This window comes from Porphyromonas pasteri (genome assembly GCF_014647755.1).
In the GTDB taxonomy this organism is placed as follows: Bacteria; Bacteroidota; Bacteroidia; order Bacteroidales; family Porphyromonadaceae; genus Porphyromonas; species Porphyromonas pasteri.
The window spans coordinates 738,816-762,377 of sequence record NZ_BMPU01000001.1 but is presented as its reverse complement, the minus strand read 5'-3'; the positions used below and the strand labels follow the sequence as shown (position 1 = coordinate 762,377).

Sequence of the window (23,562 nt, the reverse complement as noted above, 5' to 3'; positions counted from 1 at the left end):
TTAGAGGAAGAAGCTCAGGAGGATCTGAGCAGATATGATACGTACGAACATCCCCACGGGATAGACGATAGCATAGGCTACGGAGCTGGAGCGCGACTCGTTGATGGACATCGCATAGTCCAGCGCCATAGAGTTCGCCATCACGCCACAGAGCATCCCGACAGTCTCGGCATGCGTCTTCTTGTAGCCGAAGAGCGAGAGAAGCCCGACAGCCATCGTCGGGAGGTAGGTGATGAGGAAGCCTAAGCCAATCCAGAGCAGGCCATCTCCGTGGATGATCATCTCGAAGAAGTGCTCACCACTGGCCAGACCCAGCCCAGCGAGATAGATGATGATGCCGAGCTGCTTGATGAGCTGCGTGGCACTATTACTCATATAGGTAGCGATGCGCAGGCGTGCACCGAAGGCCCCCATCAGGATACCCACGATGATAGGCCCCCCAGCGAGCCCGAGCTTGATCGGCATGCTCAGTCCAGGGATAGCTAAGGGGATCGAGCCGAGGATACAGCCTACGGCGAGGCCGAAGAAAAAGCTGAAGAGCTTCGGCTTGTCGAGGACGTTGATCGAGTCCCCGAGGAACTTCGAGGCGCGCTCGATCTCCTGCGCTTCACCTACCACCGAGAGGCGGTCACCGAGCTGCAGGTGTAGGTCGGGTGTAGCGAGGATCTCGATACCAGCACGGTCGATACGTGTGATGTTGATCCCGTACTGGTTGCGCAGGCGTAGAGCACCGAGCTTAGCGCCATTGACCTTGGAGTTCGTGATGATGATGCGCTTGCTGACGAGCTGGGAGTCGATAGCATCCCAGTCGATGTCGGGGCGGTTCCAGTCGCGGCTCTCAGCACGGCGACCGAAGAACTGCTCCATCTCCTCGACGTCCTCAGGGTGTACCAAGACCAAGAGGTGGTCACCCTCGTGGAGTACCGTCTGTGAGGAGGGGATGATCAGCGTATCACCACGCCAGATGCGCGAGATGATGAAGTGCTTCTCCTCGAGGCGTACGGCTTCGAGGATGGTCTTACCGAAGAGAGCTTCGTTCGTGAGCTCCAGCTCGGTGATATAGGTATTGCGGGAGTTGTCCTGCTCATTGCGCTTGTGGCGCTTCGGGTCAAGGATGTTGAGGGTCAGCACGGCGAGGATCATCCCGACGACACCGAGAGGGTAGGTGAGGGCACAGCCGAGCGCAAGGTCAGCGACTTGGCGGGCGCCAGCTGAGCCGAGAGCGTCCTGCATCGTGCTCTGTACGGCTGCGAGCATCGGTGTATTCGTCACAGCGCCGGCCATGATCCCGAGCATATTCGGCATCGAGATACCGAATATATAATGTAGGGCGACCACGACGGTGAGGCCGAGGCCGATGACCATAAGGCCTAACGTATTATATAGTACACCCTGACTCTTGAGCGAAGGGAAGAAGGACGGCCCCACCTCGACACCGAGAGCGTAGACGAAAAGTGCCAAGCCAAGGGTCTGGGCAAAGCTATTCATCTCGGGGTCGACTCGCACGCCGAAGTGAGCAGAGAGGATCCCGACGAAGAATACAAAGGTGATGCCGAGAGATATCTTACCCACGCGTAGCTTGCCGAGTAGGATGCCTACGGCAGAGACGAGGGTGAGCCATACAAGGGTCTCCAGCACCGAGGGGGCGATGAAGACATCGTGTAGCCACGAATTGAGAGCTTGCATTATAAAGTACTGAAGTCTTGGGGAGCTTCGCCCATTCACAAGGGCTTAGCCAGCGCAAAAGTACCACTTTTATAGTGATCCATAGTCTGTGTGTATTGTTAAAATGTTGATGGTTTTTGGGTTGCTCACTGGTGTAGTCCCATGTGTGGCCCATTAAACGCTGGTTCTTTCTCTTTATTTTGATGGATGTAAGTGTTGATTAAGTGCTTGTAAGATAATCGGATGAGTGTGGTATTCGAGGGTATCGTGTACAGTGTATTTATTTGCATTTGTTGGAATTCTATTACCTTTGTTGCTCAATTTCAGGCGCGCATGCGCCTCTCCACGTGGCTACATAGTGGCTGCAATATCTCCTCTTGGAGGAGGTTGCATCCACTATAAGAGGATGTATCAAGTAATTTATTAGTCTATGAAGCAGAACGAATCGCGTGGGCTCCAAGCCCAGTATGAGGCTCCTCGAGCTGAGTTCCTCAACGTTGCCCTCGGGCAAAGCATTCTTATCGCAGGTAGCGGTACGCTGCCTGATGGTATCGACGAAGGCGATGACGATACCTTCGAGTTTGTACCCTAACCACTTAATTTACTTTATCTAAAAAGGAATGAATTTACTACGTATCTACGGTGCTACCCTACTCGTCGCTCTGACGATGGGAATGAGTGCTTGTAAGAATGAAGATGCCCCTGTGACGGCTCCAGCTGTAAGTGCGGAGGCTAACAGTGGTCAGAAGATCTCTCTCAATGTAGATATTGAGGGGCTTTCCACAAGTGATCTTCGTGCAATGGAGATCCAGGAGAATATCGTCGGCAACCAGCACGCTGGTCTGAAGTTTGTCTGGAAGACTAACGACACGGAGAAGCTCTACATTGCTTTCAAGAGGGAGGGTAGCGCATCTTCTGCAGTCACAGTCCGTGAGAGCTCACTCACGATTCTCAAGAAGGAGGGAAACCGCTATAAGGCTCGTATCAATGTTGATGCCCCCGCTGGTATCAATCCCGATGCGGACAATATCCTTATAGCTGGTGCTATTGGTGTAAGTGGTATCGATGCTACGACGGGTCTTGCTTCGGTCCCTGGTCCTCGCTACTTCTACGATAAGGGGCTTCCCTATACTCTGCCTATGTACTTTGCTCCGACGCGACTTCGCTCTAAGACGGTCGGTGGGTCAAAGGAGTACTATGCCGACAACCTGACCTTCCACTTCTATGGAGCGATGGTCGGTGCTACGATCGATAACACGCAGGGGAATATGACCTACTCACCTCACGAGATAACGATGCAGACCGCTGCTCTTACGACCGAAGGGGCGTTGAACCTCTTCGACCTCGAGTCGGATAGCAATGGTCAGTCCGTGCCTAAGTGGAGTACGGAGCAGAATGCTACCACGGCACAGCGTGTCTACTTCGATCAGGGTGATGTCCCTGTGGGTAAGAAGCGTACGTACTACTTCTGGGCTGTACCCTCAAAGTTCAGTGGTCGTCGTGAGATGTCCTTGGAGTTACGTACAGATGCTTATGACAAGGAGCTTAGAGCTACAGCGTCTGATGTCTCAACGAAGTGGAAGGTCAAGCAGCTTGCTTCGGCTAAGGTGCATCGCCTCTCGGTAGAGATCCCTGCTCCTAAGGGTGATCTGATCATCTCCGAGGTCTTTATCGGTGGTGGTAATTATGGAGCTGCTACTGCATGGGAGTTCTATAACCCTACGGAAGCAAACATTGATCTGAAGGAATATTACATTCAGCGCTTTGACTATAATAAGTCTGGTACCTCTGCGTCTACCTGGTATCCATCTTCCCCCACGTATGAGTCAAGACTTCTACCGGACCCCAATCTGCTCTTCCATGATATTCTGGCAGAAAGCTCAATTGATAAGTCCTCAGAAAACAATGTAAAGAGAGGAGTTCTTCCTCCTCATAAGTCTGCAGTCTTCTACACGGCAGCTGTCGAAAACAAGCGTATGATGTCAACGTTCAGAGGTCGTAAAGGTCTGGTCTACCTCTTTAATATCGCAGCTGAGACGGGTATTCTGAGCAACTTCTCGGCCGATAAGCGTATGTACGCCGAGGCCTTCTTTGCTCCTCGCTTCCATTCGGGAGGGAAGCAATACCGCTCACGCCACCGCATCGTGCGTAAGGTGGCAGGGAAGTCTTCTGCTTGGGGAAGTACTGCCATCCCCGTTGACGCCTTCTTCTGGTACAACAATGGTATCCGCGCTCAGTATCCTACGGCATCCTTCTTCCGTAAGCCAGGTCGTGACCTGCCCCGTACGGAGATGCAGATCAACCACAACTCAGACTGGGTCATGCGCCAACGTTATGAAGCTCTTGACTGGGGCTATCGCTTCAGCTACTATTATGACCGTAACCGTGTGAATACGCCTGCACTGGGTATTCACTGGATGGAGGATAATAGTACAGGTAGCACGGTGCCTACTCTTTCTGAAAAGAACGGGTATATCTATGAGCGTCCTATCTTTGCTCCTGACTATAGCAAGGATGATATGAGCTTCACAGAGCTGAAGAAGGAAGCTCAGCTATATAAGTATGTCCCCCCCATGTGGTGGACGAAGGAGCGTGCTCAGAAGGCTGACATGAAACCTGGCGAGAATCCGTAGGCATTAGCCCCACACGCCTAATTATCCATCTATCCCCCGTGTAGTGCTTGGCGCTGCACGGGGGATAGTTATATATAGATATAGCCTTCTTGCATAAGGCGTAGCACGCCTCCCTACAACTGGGTTGTGCGAACCTATATTGGTCGCTGGGTGAACCTATATTGCTCGTGAAGTAAACCTATATAGGTTGCGATGTAGACCAATATAGGTTCACCCAGTGACCAATATAGGTTGATACTTCACCTCTATATAGCTCCTTCTTTTACGCCATTACAGGGGGGAGATGCATCATTAGATAGAGGATAATGAGACAAATGCTTTTGCTATCGTACCCCGTCCTGTTGTGTTGGACGAGAACGTGTGCAGAGGGGGCAGACCGCTAATCGTTAGCTCCTCCTCTATATTGATTATCCCCGTGTGGTGCTTGTTGCCGCACGGGGATAATTGTGTCTGGGTATGGCGCTCTTACTGAGGGTGATGTGTGACTCTCTTGGAATGGATAAAATAGACTAGTACTGGTCAGCGAGCGAACCAATACTGGTCGCTAATAGTGACCAGTACTACTCCGAGTTGTGACCAGTACTGGTCGAAGAAGTAACCAGTACTGGTTCATTTTTCTCCCTATTATATATGGACTCTTAGAGGTGTTGTGAAGTAGAGGATATACTGGTGATTTTCTGACTTCTGATGGTATAATACCTTAGTGGTGGCGTATATTAACGGAGAAGATTTCTCATTATTTCATCGGGGTATATACTGTGCGGGTATATGCCCCGTTATTAGTGTGTGAGGCGGAATTCAATTGTCTTGGCAGGGAGCTTTCTCTGTTTATGAATTTTAACATTCCTCCTCCTTTTGTTGCGTAGACCTGGGGTGTTTCGGCCCTAAAATCAAGAAACATAAGCATTATTTAAATAGCCTCTATGGGAGAGTTACGTCGTCTCCCGAGGGGTGTAACTGTAATTTTTTTAGCTGATGAAACAGAATGAATCATGTGGGCTCTACGGCCCGTATGAGGCTCCTCGAGCCGAACTGCTTGAAATGATCTTCGGGCAGAGTATCCTTATCTCTGGTAGTGGTACGCTGCCAGATGGTATCGATGAGGGTGATGAAGATACCTTCCTCCCCTTCTCTTAACCTCGTAAATTTATCCGATGAAAAGTATGAACTTACTACGTATCTACGGCGCGACCCTGCTCATTGCCTTGACGGCTGGGATGAGCGCGTGTAAGAATGAAGAGGCCCCAGTGACTACGCCTACGACAGCAGAGGCAGCCACTAGCGGCGAAAAGATCTCGTTTGATGTTGATATTGCAGGGCTTCCCTCAGATGACCTCCGAATGCTTATCCAGGAGAATATGCAGGGAGGCAAGTATGCCGGTCTGAAGTTCGTCTGGAATCCTGGTGACAAGGAGACGCTCTACCTGGCCTTCAAGAGAGCAGATGCTCCTGACAGCAAGCTTCAGATCCACAAGAGCTCGCTCACAATCCTCAAGAAAGAGGGCTCAGTCTACAAAGCTCGCGTCAATGTCGATGCTCCCTATGGTATTGATCCCACCAAGGAAAAGATCATGATCGCTGGTGCTATCGGTGTCACGGGTATCAATGCCACGGGTGGTGCTATCGTGCCTAATCCTCACTCCTTCTATAGCACCGGTGAGGCCTACACCCTCCCCATGTACTTCGCTCCTACGCAGCTCCGTGCTAAGGAAGATCCTAAGACGAAGCAGAAGGGGTACTATGCAGACAACCTGACTTTCCATTTCTATGGTGCGATGGTAGGTGCTACGATTGATAACACCGATGGGAATATGACCTACTCCCCTCATGAGATCACCCTCAAGACCGATGCCCTCACGACCGAAGGTACTATCCAGCTCTTCGACTATGAGACGGACAGTAACAATAAGTCCGTGCCCAAGTGGAAGACTACTCAGAATGCCAGCACGATGCAGCGCATCTACTTCGAGCAGGGTGACGTCGCTGTCGGTAAGAAACACACGTACTACTTCTGGGCTGTGCCTACGAAGTTTGATGGTCGTCGCGAGATGCTGATGGAGTTCCGCACCGATGCCTACGACGAGACGCTGGGTGCTACCGAGAGTGATATCACGACGAAGTGGCACGTCAAGCAGCTCGCTGCCAGTAAGGTCCACCGCCTCCCCCTTGAGCTCCCCGCTCCTAAGGGCGACCTCATCATCACTGAGGTCTTCATCGGAGGTGGTACCTATGGTGGTGCTACGGCATGGGAGTTCTACAACCCCACAAATAAGCCCATTGACCTAAAGGACTACTATATCCAGCGCTTTGACTACTGCAAGACGGGGACCTCGCCCTCTACATGGTACTCAAGCAATAAGCCTACCTACGAGTCAAGACTTCTGCCTGATCCTAACCTCCTCTTCGTCGATGGTCTGGGCGTAGCTAGCTCTATCGACAAGTCTGGGGACTACGGCATCAGAAGAGGTATCCTACCTCCTCATAAGTCGGCAGTCTTCTATACGGCTGCTGTCGTGAATAAGGGGATGATGCCACAGTTCAGAAACCGTGATGGTCTGGTCTACCTCTTCAATATCGCAGCTGAGACGGGTATCCTGAGCAACTACTCTGCAGATAAGCGCCAGTATGCACAGGCATTCTATGCTCCTCGCTTCGATGTGAAGGGTGAGCAGTATCGCTCACGCCATCGTATCGTACGTAAGACTTCCTCCAGCAAGGGTGGTAGCAAGACGAAGGGTGGTAGCTGCACTTGCGAGACGATCGATGCCTTCTTCTGGTACACCAATGGTATCCGTGCGCAGTATCCTACGGCCACTTACTTCCGTAAGCCAGGCCGTGACCTGCCTCGTAAGGAGATGCAGATCAACCACAACTCTGACTGGGTCATGCGTCACCGCTACGAAGCTCTTGACTGGGGCTATCGCTTCAGCTACTACTACGACCGCGATCGCGTGAAGACGCCTGCTCTGGGTATCCACTGGATGGAGGATACCAGCACGGGTAGCACGATCCCTGGGGCTTCAACGAAGAATGGCTACATCTATGAGCGCCCCATCTTTGCCCCTGACTATAGCAAGGATAAGATGGGCTTCGACGAGCTGAAGGCACAAGCTAAGCTGTATAAGTATATCCCGCCCATGTGGTGGACTAAGGAGCGTGCTCTCGCTGCTGACCGCTAGTCGTCAGTCACTCCTATACCTAATAATATATCCCCCGTGTGGTGCTAGTCACTGCACGGGGGATAGTCGTATCTGAGGAGAGCTCCTCTTGCTAAAGTGCTGTGCCTCGGCTCTACAGGAGGGGCGCTCCGAAAGATAAATAGTGAGGATTCACTATATTTGTCCTAAAGGGATAAGTGCCTAAGTACACTCCCTGCACTATCTATCACCTCCCTCTCTGGCTTCACACCCCAATGGAAGAACCCTTACAACCCAAAAAGCCCTTAGGCTTCTGGAAGACCGTCTTGGCCTCCTTCGTTGGCTTCATCGCGGCAAATATCCTTTGCTCGATCTTCGCCTTTTTCCTATTCATCGTCATCGTCGTAGGTGCTTTGGCCTCAGGCTCTACTCCGACCGAGATCCAGGATGGGAGCGTGCTGAAGATCGATCTTAGCTCGATCTCCGAGATCGTCACTACGGACGAACTCTCGAGCTTCATCCCTGGGATGGGCTCGGACGAGAAGCCGATCTCACTCTCGCAGGCCCTCGCCAGCATCCGTAAGGCGAAGGCGGACTCTCGCATACGAGGTATCTACCTCAATGTGGAGGGCTATAGTGGGGGTATGGCTTCGACGGCAGATCTGCGTGAGGCACTCAAGGACTTCCGCTCCTCGGGGAAGTTCATCATCTCCTACGCTGACTCCTATGACCAGAAGGCCTATTACCTCTCATCTGTAGCGAACAAGGTCATCCTCAACCCTCAGGGTATGGTGGGGCTTGTCGGCCTGGCTTCGGCACCTACCTTCTACCGTCAGGCTTTGGATAAGCTCGGGGTCAAGGCGCATATCTTTAAGGTCGGCACTTATAAGGGGGCTGTAGAACCCTTCATGCTCGATAAGCTCAGTGAGCCCAATCGTGAGCAGATCTCGGTCTATCTCAACGGGCTGTGGGACTTCATGCTTCGTGAGATCTCGGCTTCGCGCTCGGTGCCCGTCGATAGCCTGCGCGCCTTCGCTGATAGCGGCCGTGCTTTCGGTGAGGCTGAGACCTTCGTGCGTGCTCACCTCGTCGATACCTTAGCTTATCGTCTCGATGTCGAAGACCTCATGGCGCAGCGTCTCGATGTCGCCTCGGCTGATGATATCCCTGTGGTGACGCTGTCGGACTTCCTTACGGAGCCCGATCCGCTGGACAAGGATCGTACTGATAAGGATAATGTAGTGAAGGTACTCTTTGCTGAAGGAGAGATCACAGAGAGCCCGCTCAGTAGCGATGGTATTACGAGCGACTTGGCACGTGACCTCCGTGCGCTGCGTGAGGATCCTACGGCTAAGGCTGTCGTCCTGCGCATCAATTCGCCAGGGGGGAGTGCCTTCCTCTCGGAGCAGATCTGGCATGAGGTACGTGAGCTGAGTCAGTCGCGCACGGTCGTCGTCTCCATGGGGGACGTAGCGGCGTCGGGTGGCTACTACATTGCTTCGGCAGCTGATGCTATCGTTGCCAGTCCCGTGACGCTCACAGGGTCTATCGGGATCTTCGGTATACTGCCTGATGCATCTGAGCTTGGACGTAAGGTCGGGGTAAGCATTGATGTCGTGCAGACTTCGCCCTATGCAGATATGAGTATGAGTGATCCGATGGCTATGCTTCTGCGTCCGTTGACTCCTGAGAAGGGACAGCTGATCCAGATGGAGGTAGAGCGCGGCTATAAGACCTTCCTCTCCCGCGTCGCTATCGGCCGTGATATGTCTGTCGAAGCAGTAGACTCCGTCGGTCAGGGTCGCGTGTGGCTTGGTGCTAAGGCGAAGGAGCTTGGGCTTGTCGATGAGCTTGGGGGGCTGGAGACGGCTATCCGCCTTGCTGCGCGCCTCGCTGGGCTTCATGAGGGCTACAGCGTAGACTATGGCTCTACTTCTACGAGCTTCCTCGAAGAGCTCTTCGCCTCAAAGACCACTGAGCGCTTCACTGCCCGTCTACGTGACTTCTTCATGACAGACGAAGAGAAGAAGATCCGTGAGTTCTTCCGCGAAGGCTACCGCTATACGGGGATCCTCGCACGTCTGCCCTACGAATATACATCCTACTAATCACAGGGAGGGCGCAAGCATCACTCGCACCCTCCCTCTCCTCACCTCGGTGTAATGAAGAAAAGTAATAATCCGCTCCTCTATCCGCTCTCCTGGCTCTACGGTCTGGGGGTAGGCCTGCGCAACTTTCTCTTCAACCAAGGCATACTCAAGCAGCAGTCTTATCCCATTCCCTTGATCTGTGTCGGGAATATCACCGTCGGTGGGACGGGGAAGACGCCCCATGTCGAGCTACTCATCTCGATCCTTCGTAAGCAATATCGTATCGCTGTCATCAGTCGTGGCTACAAGCGAAAGAGCCGTGGCTTGAGGGAGGTGACCCTGACCTCGACAGCTGAAGAAGTCGGAGATGAGCCTAAGCAAATCAAGCAGAAGTACCCCGAGGTGCGCTTCGTCGTCGATGGCAATCGTCGCCGTGCTATGCGCTACCTGCTCGCACTCCCTGAGGAAGAGCGCCCCGAGGTGGTCCTCCTCGATGATGGCTTCCAGCACCGCTACGTGCAGCCCTCCTTCAATATCCTGCTCATCGATGCCCAGCGTGAGCTGCATGATGATGAGCTTCTCCCCCTTGGAGGCTTGCGCGAGCCTGCTACGGCACGCTATCGTGCCGACTGTATCATCCTGACGAAGTGCCCACATGATATGCAGCCGATCAAGCTGCGTATCATGCAGCGCAACCTTGATCTCTACGCGCATCAGGAGATCTTCTTCTCACGCATCCACTACCAGCAGCCACGTGCAGTGCGCACCCTCCTTGGCGAGGCTGGTAGCCCGCTCCCTAAGGATGCACTCGTCATCGCTCTCTCGGGGATTGCCTCGCCTGGGCTCTTCTTCTCCTTCCTTGCCGAGCGATATGAGCTGATTGACCAGCTCGTCTATCCTGACCATCATCAGTTCCGCCGAAAGGACTTTACGGCGATCGGTGAGCGCTGGCAGGAGCTGTGTGAGCAGCACTCGGGGCATCCTGTCTACATCGTCTGCACGGAGAAGGATGCGGTACGCTTCACCGATAGCCTTGGAGAACTTCCCGAGGAGCTGGTCAAGCAGCTGTACTTTCTCCCGATCGAGACGCAGATACTCTACAAGCCACAGGAGTTTCGTGAGATGATATGCAAGGCGGCTAATTCCCTGCCACCCTCCCTACAAGGGCTGCGCTAAGGGGCTTTTCTTCTCCCATCGAAGGTGCTGCACTTGCGGTGCCTATCCCAAGTATTCTATATCTATATGCAACGAACAGAGATCTCTTCGCTCGGCGAATTTGCGCTCATCAAGTGCCTGACCCGAGACTTCCCCATACAGCATGAGAGCACCCGTCGTGGTGTGGGTGATGATGCTGCCGTCATCGCGTACCCCGAAGGACTGCAGACGCTCGTGACGACTGACCTCCTTCTTGAGGGTATTCACTTTGACTTGACTTATACTCCGCTCAGGCACTTAGGCTATAAGGCTGCTGTCGGGAGCTTCTCCGATATCTACGCGATGAATGGACATCCACAGCAACTCACCTGCTCTATTGGTGTCTCGGCTCGCTTCGCTGTGGAGGATCTTGAGGAGCTCTATGCTGGTATTCGCCTTGCATGTAGCCGTTACGGGGTAGACTTAGTTGGGGGAGATACCTCGGCAAGCCTCACGGGGCTCTGCATCAGCATCACCTGTCTGGGAGCTGCTCGCGAAGAGGAGATCGTCTACCGTAGTGGTGCTCAGCCCACCGACCTCATCTGCGTCAGCGGAAATCTCGGTGCCGCCTATATGGGGCTCCAGCTTCTGGAGCGTGAGAAGCGCGTCTTCGCAGGGGAGAAGGGGGACTTCGAGCCTGACTTTGCCGAGCATGAATACATCCTCGAGCGTCAGCTTCGTCCCGAAGCCCGCCAAGATATCATCCTTGCTCTTCGAGAGAAGGGGCTGCGTCCCACGTCGATGATCGATAGCTCGGATGGCTTAGCCTCCGAACTCCTCCATCTCGCTACAGAGAGTGGTGTAGGGGTGCGTATCTATGAGGAGCGTCTGCCGATCGATATCGAGACGCATCGCATGGCTGAGGAGCTGAATATGTCGACGACGACCGTAGCGATGAATGGTGGCGAAGACTTCGAGCTCATCTTCACCATTCCGCTTGCTGAGTTGGATCGCCTGAAGGAACTGGATGGTATCCATATCATCGGTCATGTGACCAGTCCTGGGCAGGGCTGCTACCTTGTTACCCCTGATGGTGCAGAGCTTCGTCTCCGTGCTCAAGGCTGGCCTGATGAGGCAGAGGAACAAAGTCCGTCTACTATATAGCCTACTTGTCCTCTATCTACAGGGGACTAATAAAATAGAAGGGTACTCTCCTTAAGTGGAGAGTACCCTTTGCACGTATAGGGGTTCTTGTAGTGTGTCAGCTCATCGAGCTTGAGTTATAGCGAATGCGTGGGGCGAAGCTGACGGCGCCAGTAGCGCAGGAGCTCCGTGTGGTCGCCAGAGGCAAGGTTCTCTTCGAGCAGATGGATGATGAGTTCCACCGCCTCAGGACAGCCAAGGTGCGCTGCTTGCTCTGCATAGTAGTAGGCAGCATCGTAGTCAATGGGCCCCCCACCATTGCCAGGGAGGAAGCCCTTGGCAACGATCAGATAGGCCGTACCCGAACCAGCCTCCATAGCCTTTCTGAGATAGTTGATAGCTGTGTCTTCGTTGGCCTCGACGCCCTTCCCATCGCGATAGAGATGATAGAGCTGGAGATAGGCATCGGAGAAGCCTCGCTCTCCAGAGGCTTGGAGGTAGAAGAGCGCCTGTGGAGGTACGGCTGCTCCTTCCTTTTCTTCGATCTGGATAAGAGCGCTGGTATAGAGCGCTAAGGGATAGCCCTGCTCTGCAGCCTTGGTTAGCCATTCAAAGGCAGGACGATCGCTTTCTTCCCCATGCCCCGAAGCATAGTAGTCAAAGAGGAGGTACTGTGCTTCGGCGTCGCCACCCTCAGCCGCCGCCCGTACTTCTTCGAGGCTGCGTGTGCCGAAAGAGGGGGCGGTGGGTAGGTCAATGTGTGTCAAATTAATTGCAGGGTGAGAGCAAGAGGCTGTGCTTTGGGAGGTCGTTGCTTGAGAAGCTGATGTCCGTGCCTCGGTGCTTTGGGGGCGCTGTCCTTCCTTGTTGCTGGAGAAGAGCTGTGCGATTTTTGAGAAAATATTGCTCATTGATTAGGTTCTTTTCTGAAACTTGATGGCGTGTATTATGGCCTGCTTTGTTAAATGAATGCTTATATACAACTGCAAATATAAGGAAATAGTCTGTCTAATGGATATATATTTTGGTATGAGTGCTGCCTCAGAGGTGGAATATCTGTAGGGCTCTCACATTACTTGTGGAGATCTTGTGAAGTAGAAGGCACTTATCTTGATAAGCTACAAGGGCTTAGTCAGAGATTCATACAGACAGACTCATACCAATAGTGGTATGCGGTATGAACCACTATTGGTATGTGGTGTGAACCAGTAGTGCTACGAGGGGAAAGCAATAGTGCTTCGTGCATGGAGTAGTAGTGGAATGCTCCGCATAGTGTAGTGCAATGAATCTGTATCGGCTACTTCTAATAATTGTCGTATCTTTGCAGCCGATCCGATAAGCCCAGATGGCGGAATCGGTAGACGCGTTGGTCTCAAACACCAATGGACGAAAGTTCGTGCCGGTTCGATCCCGGCTCTGGGTACAATGAAGCGATCCCCACTATGGTCTGGTGACCATAGTGGGGATCGCTCTTTTTGCCGTAGGCCTATGGTGCTTTTATACGTTCTATTACCTCAAAAGTGAAGAAAATCGTCCGCCGATAGGGGGAGCAGCGGATGAAAAAGGGAGGGATTCGGTACTCTTTCTCGCTGCTCAAGAAAAATTTTCTGTGCTCATTTGTGAAGGTATTATCTCCTCGTATGGAGATGGGTTTGCCTTATTCTTCTGATGCAATCTGTTGATATACAAAGCGTAGTCTCTATATGTACACGTGAAGAATGCGCTATTTCTATGCGGTAATAGCAGCCCTTCGTAGAAGAAGTTTAATCAATTTTATAGATTTATTTGGTAGTATAAAAAAATGTCGTACCTTTGTAGTGTGTTTTTCATGGTATTAGATTTAAGGTTAACAGAGAGTAGGGGCTGTCGGGAGACAGTCCCTATTCGTTTTTAGTAGGTTGGGGTAGCAGACGGCCCACCATATTATATAAAAGTGTGCCCCCGAGTAGCTCTATCGCTACTCGGGGGCACACTTATCTTATGGACTCAGTGGGCGGAATGTCGCCTGCGAAGCTGGGTGGGATGGCTTAGAGCCCCGTGTAGTTGTGGGGGGAGATGCGGTGCATCTCTTCCTTGATAGCGTCGCTGACAGCGAGGCCTTCGATAAAGTCGTAGATGGCCTTCTCCGTGATGGCAGCGTTGGTACGCGTGAGCTCCTTGAGGGCTTCGTAGGGCTTGGGATAGCCTTCGCGACGGAGGATCGTCTGGAGTGCTTCGGCTACGACGGCCCAGTTGTGCTCAAGATCTTGGTAGAGGGCATCCTTGTTGAGGAGTACCTTCCCGAGGCCCTTGCGCAGGCTCTTCAGTGCGATGAGGCTGTGTGCCAAGGGTACACCGACATTGCGCAGTACCGTGGAGTCGGTGAGGTCACGCTGCAGGCGCGAGATGGGGAGCTTGCGAGCGAGGAAGCCATAGACGGAGTTCGCGATGCCAAGGTTACCCTCTGCATTCTCGAAGTCGATGGGGTTGACCTTATGAGGCATAGCTGATGAGCCGACTTCGCCAGCACGGATCTGCTGCTTGAAGTAGTCCATCGAGATATACATCCAGAAGTCACGCGCCAGGTCGATGAGGATGACGTTGATACGCGTCAGCACATCGAAGAGAGCAGCCATCTGGTCGTAGTTAGAGATCTGCGTGGTGAAGGCTTCACGCTCGAGGCCAAGGCTACGGACGAAGTCTGCCGCAAAGCGCTTCCAGTCATGCTGAGGGTAAGCTACAGCATGGGCGTTGAAGTTCCCTGTGGCACCGCCGAACTTCGCTGTGTGAGGCAGTGCTTCGAGCGTCTTGAGCTGCTCCTGCAGGCGGTAGACGTAGACCTCGATTTCCTTACCGAGGCGCGTGGGGGAGGCTGGCTGCCCGTGGGTACGTGCCAGCATCGATACGTGCTCCCACTCCGTGGCGTAGAACTGGAGCTGATCGATCAGTCCGCCGAACTCAGGCAGGAAGACGTGCTCGACAGCTTCGCGGATCATCAGAGGGAAGGACGTATTGTTGATGTCCTGTGAGGTGAGCCCGAAGTGGACAAACTCCTTCTCATCGCTCAGGCCGAGGTCGTCGAACTTCTCCTTGATGAAGTACTCGACGGCCTTGACGTCGTGATTCGTCACGCGCTCAATCTCCTTGATTCGGAGGGCATCCTCGGTGGTGAAGCTCAGATAGATATCGTGGAGGCGATCCGTTCGGTCCTTGCTGAGGATACCACGGAGGTGTGGGAGCTCTTCGCAGAGGGCGATGAAGTAGAGGATCTCTACACGTACGCGGTAGCGGATGAGGGCTTCCTCAGAGAAGTAAGAGGCGAGGGCCTCTACTTGGCCGCGGTAGCGCCCATCAATAGGGGAGATAGCTTGTAGCGAATCGAATTGCATGATTGCAGAGTAATAGATGTGATAGGAGGGGAAGGGGGAGAAAGCAGCGAAGCACCTCCCATCTCACATGTGTAGAGGGAGGTGCTTCGCAGATGGGGATTATCGTAGGCGCTGTGAGGCTCGGATAAGCGTCTCGTCGTAGATCATACGGCGGGAGGCGAAGTAGAGCAGAGGCAGGCAGATGATCGGCAGAGCCAGTGGGAAGCGGATGGCGAAGGTCGCCCCGTTCGCTGAGCAGAACTGAGAGCTGGCCCAAGCGATGTAGATGAGTTCGCCGATGATGACCAGCATCGTCAGGATCGTCAGGCGCATCTGCAGGATTCTTCGCTTGTAGAGGAAGATCAGTCCGAGTGATGCGCAGCCCGTCAGGATGCTGAGTACACCGATGGCCCAGGTGCTGTGCAGCGTCGTGCTGTCGACGGCGCTATAGATGCGCCAGTTGTCGAGGACACAAGCCTGCCCCTCGGGGAGGGTGAAGACCGCGACGTCCTGTAGGGCAAAGGTGATCATAATGAGCCCCACAAGGAGGAGCCATACTGTCTGTATGCGTTGCCACATAGCGATAGAGAGCTTGTCGGGACTTACTTCTTGGTGCGCCCAGCGATGTTGTGGTAGAGCTCGCCGTCTTCGTACTCCTTAGCAGCGATGAGCGTAGGCTTGGGCATGCGCTCATACTGGCGGGAGATCTCTATCTGCTCTTCGTTCTCAACCATCTCCTGCTGATCGTCGGTGTAGACTGCGAACTCCTGCAGCTTAGCTTCGAGCTCTTGCTTCGTCTCCTGGGCGATCTGGTTCGCACGCTTGGCGATGATCATCACGGTCTCGTAGATGTTCTCCGTGTCCTTGCTGAGGCTGACCATGTCACGGCTAATCGTGTTGGTCGGTACATTCTTTTTGTACTTAGGCATATTCTTTATTCTCTATGATACTTCGTGGGTGGGTTATTCGCTGACCTTCTTGCTGTTCATGCGGTCGAAGATCTTCTGTGCCTGCTTCGTGTACGTCCCGTTGGGGAAGTCATTGAGGTAGGCATAGTAGGTGTCGATGACGTCGCGGAGACGTTCCTGCAACTTCTCGGGGACGCTGAGGTCAGCCATCTCGGCCTTGGCTCGCAGGATGAGGAAGGTCAGGTCTTCCTTGTGCTTGGTGAAGGGGTAATCCTTCAGAGCATTCTGCGCCGTGATGATGCAGGACTCGTAGTTGTTGCCGAGGTAGAGGCCAAGGTTGTAGTAGAGCTTGGCAGCGAGGAACTCCTTATAGGCGAGCTTGTCCTGCAGCTCAAAGAGCATCAGTTCGACCTCTGAGCTATGCTTGCCCTTGGGGTAGAAGTCGAGGTAGGACTGGAGCTCCTTGATAGCCCCGATGGTAGCGCTCTGATCCAGTCGTGGGTCAGGCGATGCCTGGAAGAGGCAGTAGCCAGCCTTGAAGCGAGCTTCCTCGACCATAGGTCCCTTGGGGTAGCTCGTATAGTAGTTCTGGAAGTAGCGTGAAGCTTCGCTCTCATCGCCCCGCTGGAGGTAGGCGTCGGCCAAGAGATAGGTACTCTGAGGGCCTTCGTTCGTACCGACGAGCTGAGGGACGATGTCTTCGAGGAGGCTCACGACACGCCCATATTTCTTCTCATTATAGCTTTTCTTGGCGAAGGAGTAGCGCTCCCCGAGGTCCGTGGACTTCTGCACGCGGTAGTACTCACCACATGAAGAGAGGAGCAGGAGCCCCGCACAAGCCAAACAAAGTCTTTTGATCATATGTAATATCTCATCACAGCCCAATTCCTTCTTATGTATTGAGCCTCGCGGGCAAAGATACGACTTTCCAAGGGAATGCGCCCCATATTTTTCGCTCCATACCTGATGGGGTAAGTGTCCGCGCTACGCTTGGGACAAGCTGGTAACGAGCGTGGGCTCGAGAGCGTGGCTCTATGAGGGGTAAATGCAAGGCGTAGCCATAGGTGCCACCATCTGATGAAGGCGAAGAGCAAGAACGAATAGCGGTGTGTGGAGTGAATGAGTAGAGGTGTGAGGTGTGAACCTATATCAGGTTGTTGCTCCGTGTATAGATAAAAGTTGTGGATGAGTGGCAGATAAGTTTGGACTACGTACGTGGCTCTAATATCTACGTACGTGGATATTTGGACTGACGTGCCTGGTCTTTAAGACTACGTGCGTGGACAGAGGAAGACCACTACGTGAAGGCACTTTTTTCTTCGCGAGAATGCCACTTTTCCCTCCGCTGGATAAGAGGAATACGCGCGATAAGGCGAAGGGCTTGTGTATCACTCCGGAGAGGCATATCGGGGAGCTGGGCGTGCGATGCCTTAGTACTCTAAATAGAGGACAGGACTCTCGGCAACAGTCTCCTATAGCTTGCCTTCGCGACCTATATAGCTTCGCCCGCTGACCTATATTGGTCGATGCGGCACCTTGCAATAAGGCCCACCCTGTATCGTACAGGGTGGGCCTTATCAGTAAGAGGGAATGCCAGCTACCTACTCTACATGGGTGTCTCGGTTGGCGAGACGCTCTTGGCGAGCTTGGTAGGGATCGACAGGCACGTTGCGCTTGAGGATGAGGCGGAGCGAGCGGTCGTAGGTCACATAGTTCCAGATCCAGTTGAGGAGGACGATGACCTTGTTGCGCACCGAGAGGATGGAGCGCAGGTGGACGACGAGCCAGAGGAGCCAGGCGGTGAAGCCACCCCACTTGGCCTTGCCAATCTCTGCGACGGCACGGTTTCGGCCAATGGTAGCCATCGAGCCAAGGTCTTTGTAGCGGAAGGTCTGCTGCTTTCCTCCCGTGAGGCGTGCCTTGAGGTTCTTGGCCAGCAGGGCTGCCTGCTGGATAGCGACCTGAGCCATCTGGGGATGTCCCTGAGGGTAGGCTGGGTCAGCCGTCATGAGGCACTGGTCCCCGAGGGCAAAGACGTCGGGTACGCCCTGTACTTCGTTGTAGCCATCGACGAGGATACGCTTGCCACGACCGAGGGAGTCGGCCTGGATCCCTTCGACGGTGTTGGCGATGATACCGCTAACCCAGATGACCGTGCGGGTATTCATCTTCGTCCCATCACCGAGGGTGAGCACGCGGCCATCGTAGTCGGTGACCATCATGTTGTGGTGGATCTCGACGCCAAGAGAGGTAAGGCCTTCGGCGGCGGTGCGAGAGCTCTTCTCACTCATCGCCTGCAGGAGGCGGGGCGAAGCGTCAATGAGGTGGATCTTGAACTGGTCCGTCTCCATATCGGGGTAGTCCTTCGGCAGGACATAGCGCTTCATCTCTGCCAGTGCCCCTGCGATCTCAACTCCCGAAGGACCGCCACCGACGATCACTACCGTGAGGAGGGCTTCGCGAGTCTCGGGATTGTCGGAGACGAGTGCCTTCTCAATGTTCTGCAGCAGGACGTTGCGCAGGTTCATCGATTCGTAGAGGGTCTTCATCGGTAGGCTATGCTTGGCGACCTGCTCATTGCCGAAGTAGTTCGTCGTACCGCCGCATGCCAAGACGAGGTAGTCGTAGGGCACTTCGCCCACCGAGGTGATGAGCTGCTTCTGCTCAGGCTCGACGCCGATGACGTTCGCCAGGCGGAAGATGAAGTTCTTCTTGCGCTTGAAGGCAGCACGGAAGGGGAAGGCGATGGAGCTGGGCTCCAGACCCGATGAGGCTACCTGATAGATGAGTGGGGGGAACTGGTGGTAGTTGTGGTGATCTATGAGAATGATCTGGAAGAGCGAAGAATCGAGAGCTTGTGCCAGCTTGAGACCAGCAAAGCCTCCGCCTGCGATGACGACGCGGGGGAGAGAAGAAGGAGGTAGATTGATACTCATCGGGGTATATTATTAAATACTTAAATAAATAGGCAATAGGAGAACACGTCTAAGCATCAGATAGTTTACCATGTGCGATTTCCTTGTTCGTGGACTGGATATAAATAGTTAGCCCCCGCATCGTGCTCATCTTGGGCAACCGATGCGGGGGCTTGGTGTGATAAGGGTGCAGAGGACTATGCCTGCGGTGTGAGAAGCTCGGGTAAGAGGAGTAGGGCCTTGCGCGCTACACCCCAGTGATAGTGGCCGATGGTGTGCTCCTTCGGCAGGACGCGGTGGCAGGGAATGAAGGGAGCTAAGGGATTGGCTCCTACGGCTGACCCGACAGCATGGGCTGCCTGAGGCATACCGAAGGTCTCGCCGAGGCCTTGGTAGCTGGTGTGGCTCCCCTCTGGGATGAGGAGCATACTCATCCAGACGCTCCGCTGGAAGAGCGTGCCGATGAGGTGGAGTGGGGGAAGAGCCTCCGTCGTCGGGGATTTGAGGTAGCGAATAGCCTGCTGGAGGTATTCGTGCTCGACTTTGAGGTCGTGTGAGGCTTGGGGATAGAGCTGGCGTAGCTCAGCGTAAGTCCCCTGCCAGTCGCTGAGAGTGAAACTGCTGTAGCACAGCCCCAGTGGCGTAGTGGCTAAAAGCAGCTCACCGAAGCGGTAGGGAAAGAAGCAGTAGGAGACGGGCCCTGTGTAGCTGCTGTCGAGGGTCAGTCGTGTGGGGTAGTCGGATAGGAACTCCGCAGGGCGCAGGCGAAGTGCTTCTTGAGAGAAGAGCGCGAGAGCTTCGTCTGCGGGGCAAGCGAAGAGGGTTGTGAAGGCTTCGTCCAGCTCAGCCTCGCTATAACCAAGGCATAGAGTCAGCTCCATCAGTGTGGGTGGATCGGTGCGCCGTGGCGTGAGCTGATCCAGTGCACCGAGGACGATGGTGAGGGCTTCCTGCTCAGACATTGGCCAGATAGATGAGGATGGGGGCGGTGGTGTGGACGGTGATCTGATTCTCGATGGCGCAGTTCAGTGAGCCACACCATAGTGCTGGGAGCGTAGCCTCCACGAGGGGCCAGCGCACACCGCCGAGGCTGATGGGCGTCCGCTGGAAGTTGAAGATCGATATCTGCTGCCCGATCAAGACCTCGATCGTGGAGGGCTCGGTGATGAGGAGAAAGTAGCCTTCGTCGGTGAGCATCACGAGATCCTCGACAAGGGGGGCGTAGGTTGGGAGTAGTGCGAGGTTGGCAAGGAGGTGGTCTTCGCGTCCGCCACTGGCACCAAGAAGAGTAATGGCCTGCTTCCCGTAGCGCGAATGGAGATAGGTTAAGGTCTTCGTCAGGTCGTTGGTTTCCTGATCTGAGAAGAGCTGGATGCGTCCCGCCAGGAGATCCTTGAGTGCAGGAGATACCGAGTCGAGGTCCCCGATGACCGCATCGGGCAGGCGGTCGGTATAGCGACGGAGCTTATTGACGGCTCCGTCACAGCAGGTGAGGCTGTAGCCCTCCTTGCCCAGTATCCAGTGGTCGATGAGCGCAAGGGGCGTGGGGGCGGTGGGGAAGGCCCCGTTCGCGAGGACGAGTGTCTGCGGGAGGGTCTCCTGAGTGAAGCGAGGGTAGGTGCGCATGGTGTCGGGGGACTACTTAGACGGTGTGCTTGTCGGGCTGCTTCATCAGCTGCCCCCACTTGCGGTAGCCGAAGAAGGCGGTGACGAAGTTCACGACGTAGACGAAGGAGGAGATGTAGTCCTCCGCTCCGTAGAGTGCGATGAAGCCAGCAGCATTCGCGATGATCCAGCAGAGCCAGTGCTGACGCCACTTTCGTGCCATCCAGAGCATGCCGATGACCGAGGCTATCGTCATGAGTCCATCCGCCCAAGGGAGCTTCCACTCGGGGATGAAGGGATGGAGGAAGAGCAGAGCGACGTAACCCACGAAGGCCAGGGCGAGGTAGATCGCCCCAGCCTTCGCCGGAATATTAGAGATGGGGACTTCTTCTCCCTCGGCATTGCCCTTACGTAGCCACGCTATCCAGCCGATGATGCTGGTCACGAGGTAGTAGATATTGATAGCGAGCATGCCGTAGAGATGACTCTGATAGCAGATCGGTATCCATAGCAAGGGTAGGATGATACCTACGGGCCAGAGCCAGATACTGGCGCGGTACTCGAGGTACAGCCAGATGAGTGACACGACGAGCGTGACGAGCTCCAGGACGTGCGAGGAGAGGAAGGAGAGGAGAGTGGTCAGATCCATAGACCGTAAAGGTAGAGATTATATCGTGATGGTCGTGCCGAGGAAGGCGTGGATACCAGCCTGAGGATAGGTCCAGGTGTAGCTGCTGATCGCACCCTTCTTGTCGAAGGTGTAGCCAGCTCCGCCATTGCTCGAGTAGCGTGCATCGAAGAGATTGTTGATCTGCAGACTGATGCTCCAGCTACGCACGAAGTGTACGGGTAGCTCATAGCCGAGGCGTAGGCTCGCTACGTGGTAGGCGGGGAGACTACGCTCACGGCTCCCCGTATTATCGAGGTACTGCATACCGACGTACTGCGAGGTAAGGGCAGCTTCGAAGGCACGATGCGTAAAGGTCAGCGTATTGCTTAGGACAAGCTGGGGTGAGTAAGCAATAGGAGTGCGGTCATAGGTCGTCAGCACTTCGTCACCAGCCTTATCGCTCCAAGCATAGAGGTGGTACCGCTTGATTTGGTTCTTACTGACGGCACCTGCCAGATCCCAGCGAAGCATGGGGCAGATCTTCCATGAAGCATTGAGCTCGGCACCCATACGGTGGCTGCTGGCTACGTTCTCGCTGAGCTTACCGCCGACATCGCTCTGCTTACCATTGAGCACGAGCTGATCGTGGTAGTCCATATAATATAGGTTGAGCCCAGCGGTGAAGGAGCGACTGCGGAAACCGTAGCCGACTTCGTAGTCCGTGAGGCGCTCAGCACGAGGGTAGTCCTTAGGGCTGACCTCGGTGTAGTTCTTACGATTGGGCTCTCGGTGAGCTACTGCGACCGAGCCATAGACGTGATGCTGGGGAGCGAACTGATAGAAGAGCCCCGCCTTCGGATTGAGGAAGCTGAAGGTCTTCTTGAGGTCGATCTCTTGTGCTACCATAGCTCCCTGGCTATTCTTGATGAAGTGGTCGATCGTACCAGCGATGCGGTAGTCGATGAAGCGGTACTGGAGGTCGGCAAAGAGGTTGAGTCCAGTCACTACCTCATAGTTCGCCTTCACGAAGCCTGAGAGGTCGGTCTTATTGGCCTTGTCTTCGTAGTAGCGCTCATTGGGCTCTACGAGGTAAGGGTAGGGCGTGACGGGAATGCGCTCACCGTAGTGATCGCCCGCATAGTGGTTAGCAGACAGCCCAGCAGTGAGCTCCAGGCGATCGGACTTATAGTCGAGCGTCGCGATACCCCCTGCGAAATCATTGTCAAGGTACTTGGTGCGAAGCAGCGTGATCTTCTTGACCTTCTGCTCCTTGCCATCCTTGTCGAGGATAGCAGCGCCACTCTCATCACGGAGGATGAATTCCTTCAGCCCGTATTCCTTGAGCTTACGCCCCGTGCGGTACTCGTCGGTGAAGCCGTAGCCCTTGGTGTAGTGCGCGGTGAGATTGAGTATCAAGCCCTCACTCAGACGCTGGGTGAGCTGTGCTTGATAGTGGTACTGCTCATAGTTGTCTGTATTATATCGGTAGCGAGCATCTTGAGGTGTGCTGCCGGGATTCATGTGCCCAGCGGAGTTGTAGCGTCGGCCGTAGACGGCTTCTTCCTCGGGGCTAAGTCCGTTCCAAGCGATACCTGTGCGCTGCTTCCCGCCGAAGGAGAGGAGCTTGAGGATGGTGTTCTCCCCGAAGTAGCCTCCCTGAATGAAGTAGGAGGTGCCCTCCGTACCACTGCGGTCGATGTAGCCATCCGTGGTCGTCTTCCCAAGGCGAGCTTCTAAGGCCCAATGCCCTGCGATGCGCCCTGTAGAGGCATGGACGTCACGTCGGAAGGTATTGTAAGACCCACCGAGGAGGGTGAGGGAGGCGGTCGGTGTCATGGAGAAGTGGTCGGTGCGGAGGTTGAGGCTGGCACCGAAGGCAGCAGAGCCATTAGATGATGTCCCGACGCCACGCTGGAGCTGAGCATCCTGGATGCTGGAGGAGAAGTTCGGCATATTTGCCCAGAAGACCCCTTGGCTCTCGGAGTCATTGAGTGGCACGCCATTGGTCATGATATTGATGCCGGCTGCATCAACCCCACGTACTCGCAGGTAGGTGTAGCCGATACCGATACCAGGCTCGCTCGTCGCTACGACGGAAGGTGTCTGCAGAAGGAGGTAGGGGACGTCTTGCCCAAGGTTTGACTTCAGGAGCTGGCCTTTCGAGACGTTGGAGAAAGACATAGGTGTCTTTGCTGAAGCGCGTGTAGCGGTTACCTGCACTTCCTCGAGGCGGTGCGTGCTGAGACTATCTGCGAGCTGTGTAGCTGTAGCTACGGAGGGAGAGGCTAGGAAGGTAGCTGTGGCCGAGAGGACCACGGTGGAGAGGAGCGTTGTTTTTCTCTTCATCATACAATACTTATTCATTGGCATAGTAA

General features: G+C 54.4%; 18 protein-coding genes and 1 tRNA gene. 8 read left to right on the top strand and 11 right to left on the bottom strand.

Annotated elements, in window-relative coordinates:
• On the bottom strand, positions 1–1,686 hold the full coding sequence (locus IEX77_RS02955; RefSeq protein ID WP_188807627.1) for a putative transporter: 1,686 nt from the start codon (positions 1,684–1,686) through the stop codon (positions 1–3).
• A 409-nt stretch (positions 1,687–2,095) separates the two neighbouring features.
• On the opposite strand from IEX77_RS02955, the gene IEX77_RS02950 reads away from it, so the two are divergent.
• The 7 genes from IEX77_RS02950 (at position 2,096) to thiL (ending at position 11,823) form a co-directional block, all read left to right on the top strand.
• Entirely contained in the window at positions 2,096–2,257 is a 162-nt protein-coding gene (locus IEX77_RS02950; protein ID WP_156429965.1) for a hypothetical protein, read from the top strand.
• A 28-nt stretch (positions 2,258–2,285) separates the two neighbouring features.
• Positions 2,286–4,298, top strand: a complete 2,013-nt coding sequence (locus IEX77_RS02945; protein WP_188807626.1) for a hypothetical protein — start codon at positions 2,286–2,288, stop codon at positions 4,296–4,298.
• 975 nt (positions 4,299–5,273) lie between these two features.
• The gene (locus IEX77_RS02940) at positions 5,274–5,435 is read left to right on the top strand and encodes a hypothetical protein (protein WP_188807625.1); all 162 of its coding nucleotides are present in this window, start codon (positions 5,274–5,276) and stop codon (positions 5,433–5,435) included.
• A gap of 26 nt (positions 5,436–5,461) precedes the next feature.
• Positions 5,462–7,477, top strand: coding sequence for a lamin tail domain-containing protein (locus tag IEX77_RS02935; RefSeq protein ID WP_188807624.1), 2,016 nt, complete (start codon positions 5,462–5,464; stop codon positions 7,475–7,477).
• 233 nt (positions 7,478–7,710) lie between these two features.
• Positions 7,711–9,543 (top strand): signal peptide peptidase SppA, encoded by a 1,833-nt coding sequence (gene sppA / locus IEX77_RS02930; RefSeq protein WP_188807623.1) that lies wholly within the window; start codon positions 7,711–7,713, stop codon positions 9,541–9,543.
• A gap of 54 nt (positions 9,544–9,597) precedes the next feature.
• Positions 9,598–10,701 carry a tetraacyldisaccharide 4'-kinase gene (gene lpxK, locus IEX77_RS02925; RefSeq protein ID WP_188807622.1) on the top strand — a complete coding sequence of 368 codons (1,104 nt, stop codon included), beginning with the start codon at positions 9,598–9,600 and terminating at the stop codon, positions 10,699–10,701.
• 66 nt (positions 10,702–10,767) lie between these two features.
• Positions 10,768–11,823, top strand: a complete 1,056-nt coding sequence (thiL, locus tag IEX77_RS02920) for a thiamine-phosphate kinase (protein ID WP_188807621.1) — start codon at positions 10,768–10,770, stop codon at positions 11,821–11,823.
• 116 nt (positions 11,824–11,939) lie between these two features.
• Here thiL and IEX77_RS02915 read toward each other — a convergent pair whose 3' ends face one another.
• Positions 11,940–12,713, bottom strand: a complete 774-nt coding sequence (locus IEX77_RS02915; RefSeq protein ID WP_188807620.1) for a tetratricopeptide repeat protein — start codon at positions 12,711–12,713, stop codon at positions 11,940–11,942.
• A gap of 428 nt (positions 12,714–13,141) precedes the next feature.
• Here IEX77_RS02915 and IEX77_RS02910 point away from each other — a divergent pair.
• Positions 13,142–13,225, top strand: a tRNA-Leu gene (locus IEX77_RS02910).
• 604 nt (positions 13,226–13,829) lie between these two features.
• Here the strand turns inward: IEX77_RS02910 and purB are convergent.
• The 9 genes from purB to IEX77_RS02865 form a co-directional block, all read right to left on the bottom strand.
• Entirely contained in the window at positions 13,830–15,170 is a 1,341-nt protein-coding gene (gene purB, locus IEX77_RS02905; protein WP_188807619.1) for an adenylosuccinate lyase, read from the bottom strand.
• Between the two features lie 99 nt (positions 15,171–15,269).
• Positions 15,270–15,728 carry a DUF4293 domain-containing protein gene (locus IEX77_RS02900; protein ID WP_188807618.1) on the bottom strand — a complete coding sequence of 153 codons (459 nt, stop codon included), beginning with the start codon at positions 15,726–15,728 and terminating at the stop codon, positions 15,270–15,272.
• A gap of 23 nt (positions 15,729–15,751) precedes the next feature.
• The gene (locus IEX77_RS02895; protein WP_009432420.1) at positions 15,752–16,078 is read right to left on the bottom strand and encodes a DNA-directed RNA polymerase subunit omega; all 327 of its coding nucleotides are present in this window, start codon (positions 16,076–16,078) and stop codon (positions 15,752–15,754) included.
• Positions 16,079–16,111: 33 nt separating this feature from the next.
• Positions 16,112–16,918, bottom strand: coding sequence for an outer membrane protein assembly factor BamD (locus IEX77_RS02890; RefSeq protein ID WP_044123896.1), 807 nt, complete (start codon positions 16,916–16,918; stop codon positions 16,112–16,114).
• A 740-nt stretch (positions 16,919–17,658) separates the two neighbouring features.
• The gene (locus IEX77_RS02885) at positions 17,659–18,993 is read right to left on the bottom strand and encodes an NAD(P)/FAD-dependent oxidoreductase (protein WP_188807617.1); all 1,335 of its coding nucleotides are present in this window, start codon (positions 18,991–18,993) and stop codon (positions 17,659–17,661) included.
• Between the two features lie 176 nt (positions 18,994–19,169).
• Positions 19,170–19,934, bottom strand: a complete 765-nt coding sequence (locus IEX77_RS02880) for a methylated-DNA--[protein]-cysteine S-methyltransferase (protein WP_188807616.1) — start codon at positions 19,932–19,934, stop codon at positions 19,170–19,172.
• Positions 19,927–20,598, bottom strand: a complete 672-nt coding sequence (locus tag IEX77_RS02875) for a thiamine diphosphokinase (protein ID WP_188807615.1) — start codon at positions 20,596–20,598, stop codon at positions 19,927–19,929. Before IEX77_RS02875 ends, IEX77_RS02880 begins: the two co-directional genes overlap by 8 nt.
• Before the next feature lie 16 nt (positions 20,599–20,614).
• Positions 20,615–21,226, bottom strand: a complete 612-nt coding sequence (gene pnuC, locus IEX77_RS02870) for a nicotinamide riboside transporter PnuC (RefSeq protein WP_188807614.1) — start codon at positions 21,224–21,226, stop codon at positions 20,615–20,617.
• Between the two features lie 18 nt (positions 21,227–21,244).
• Positions 21,245–23,536, bottom strand: coding sequence for a TonB-dependent receptor (locus IEX77_RS02865; RefSeq protein ID WP_229770779.1), 2,292 nt, complete (start codon positions 23,534–23,536; stop codon positions 21,245–21,247).
• Positions 23,537–23,562 lie beyond the last annotated feature (26 nt).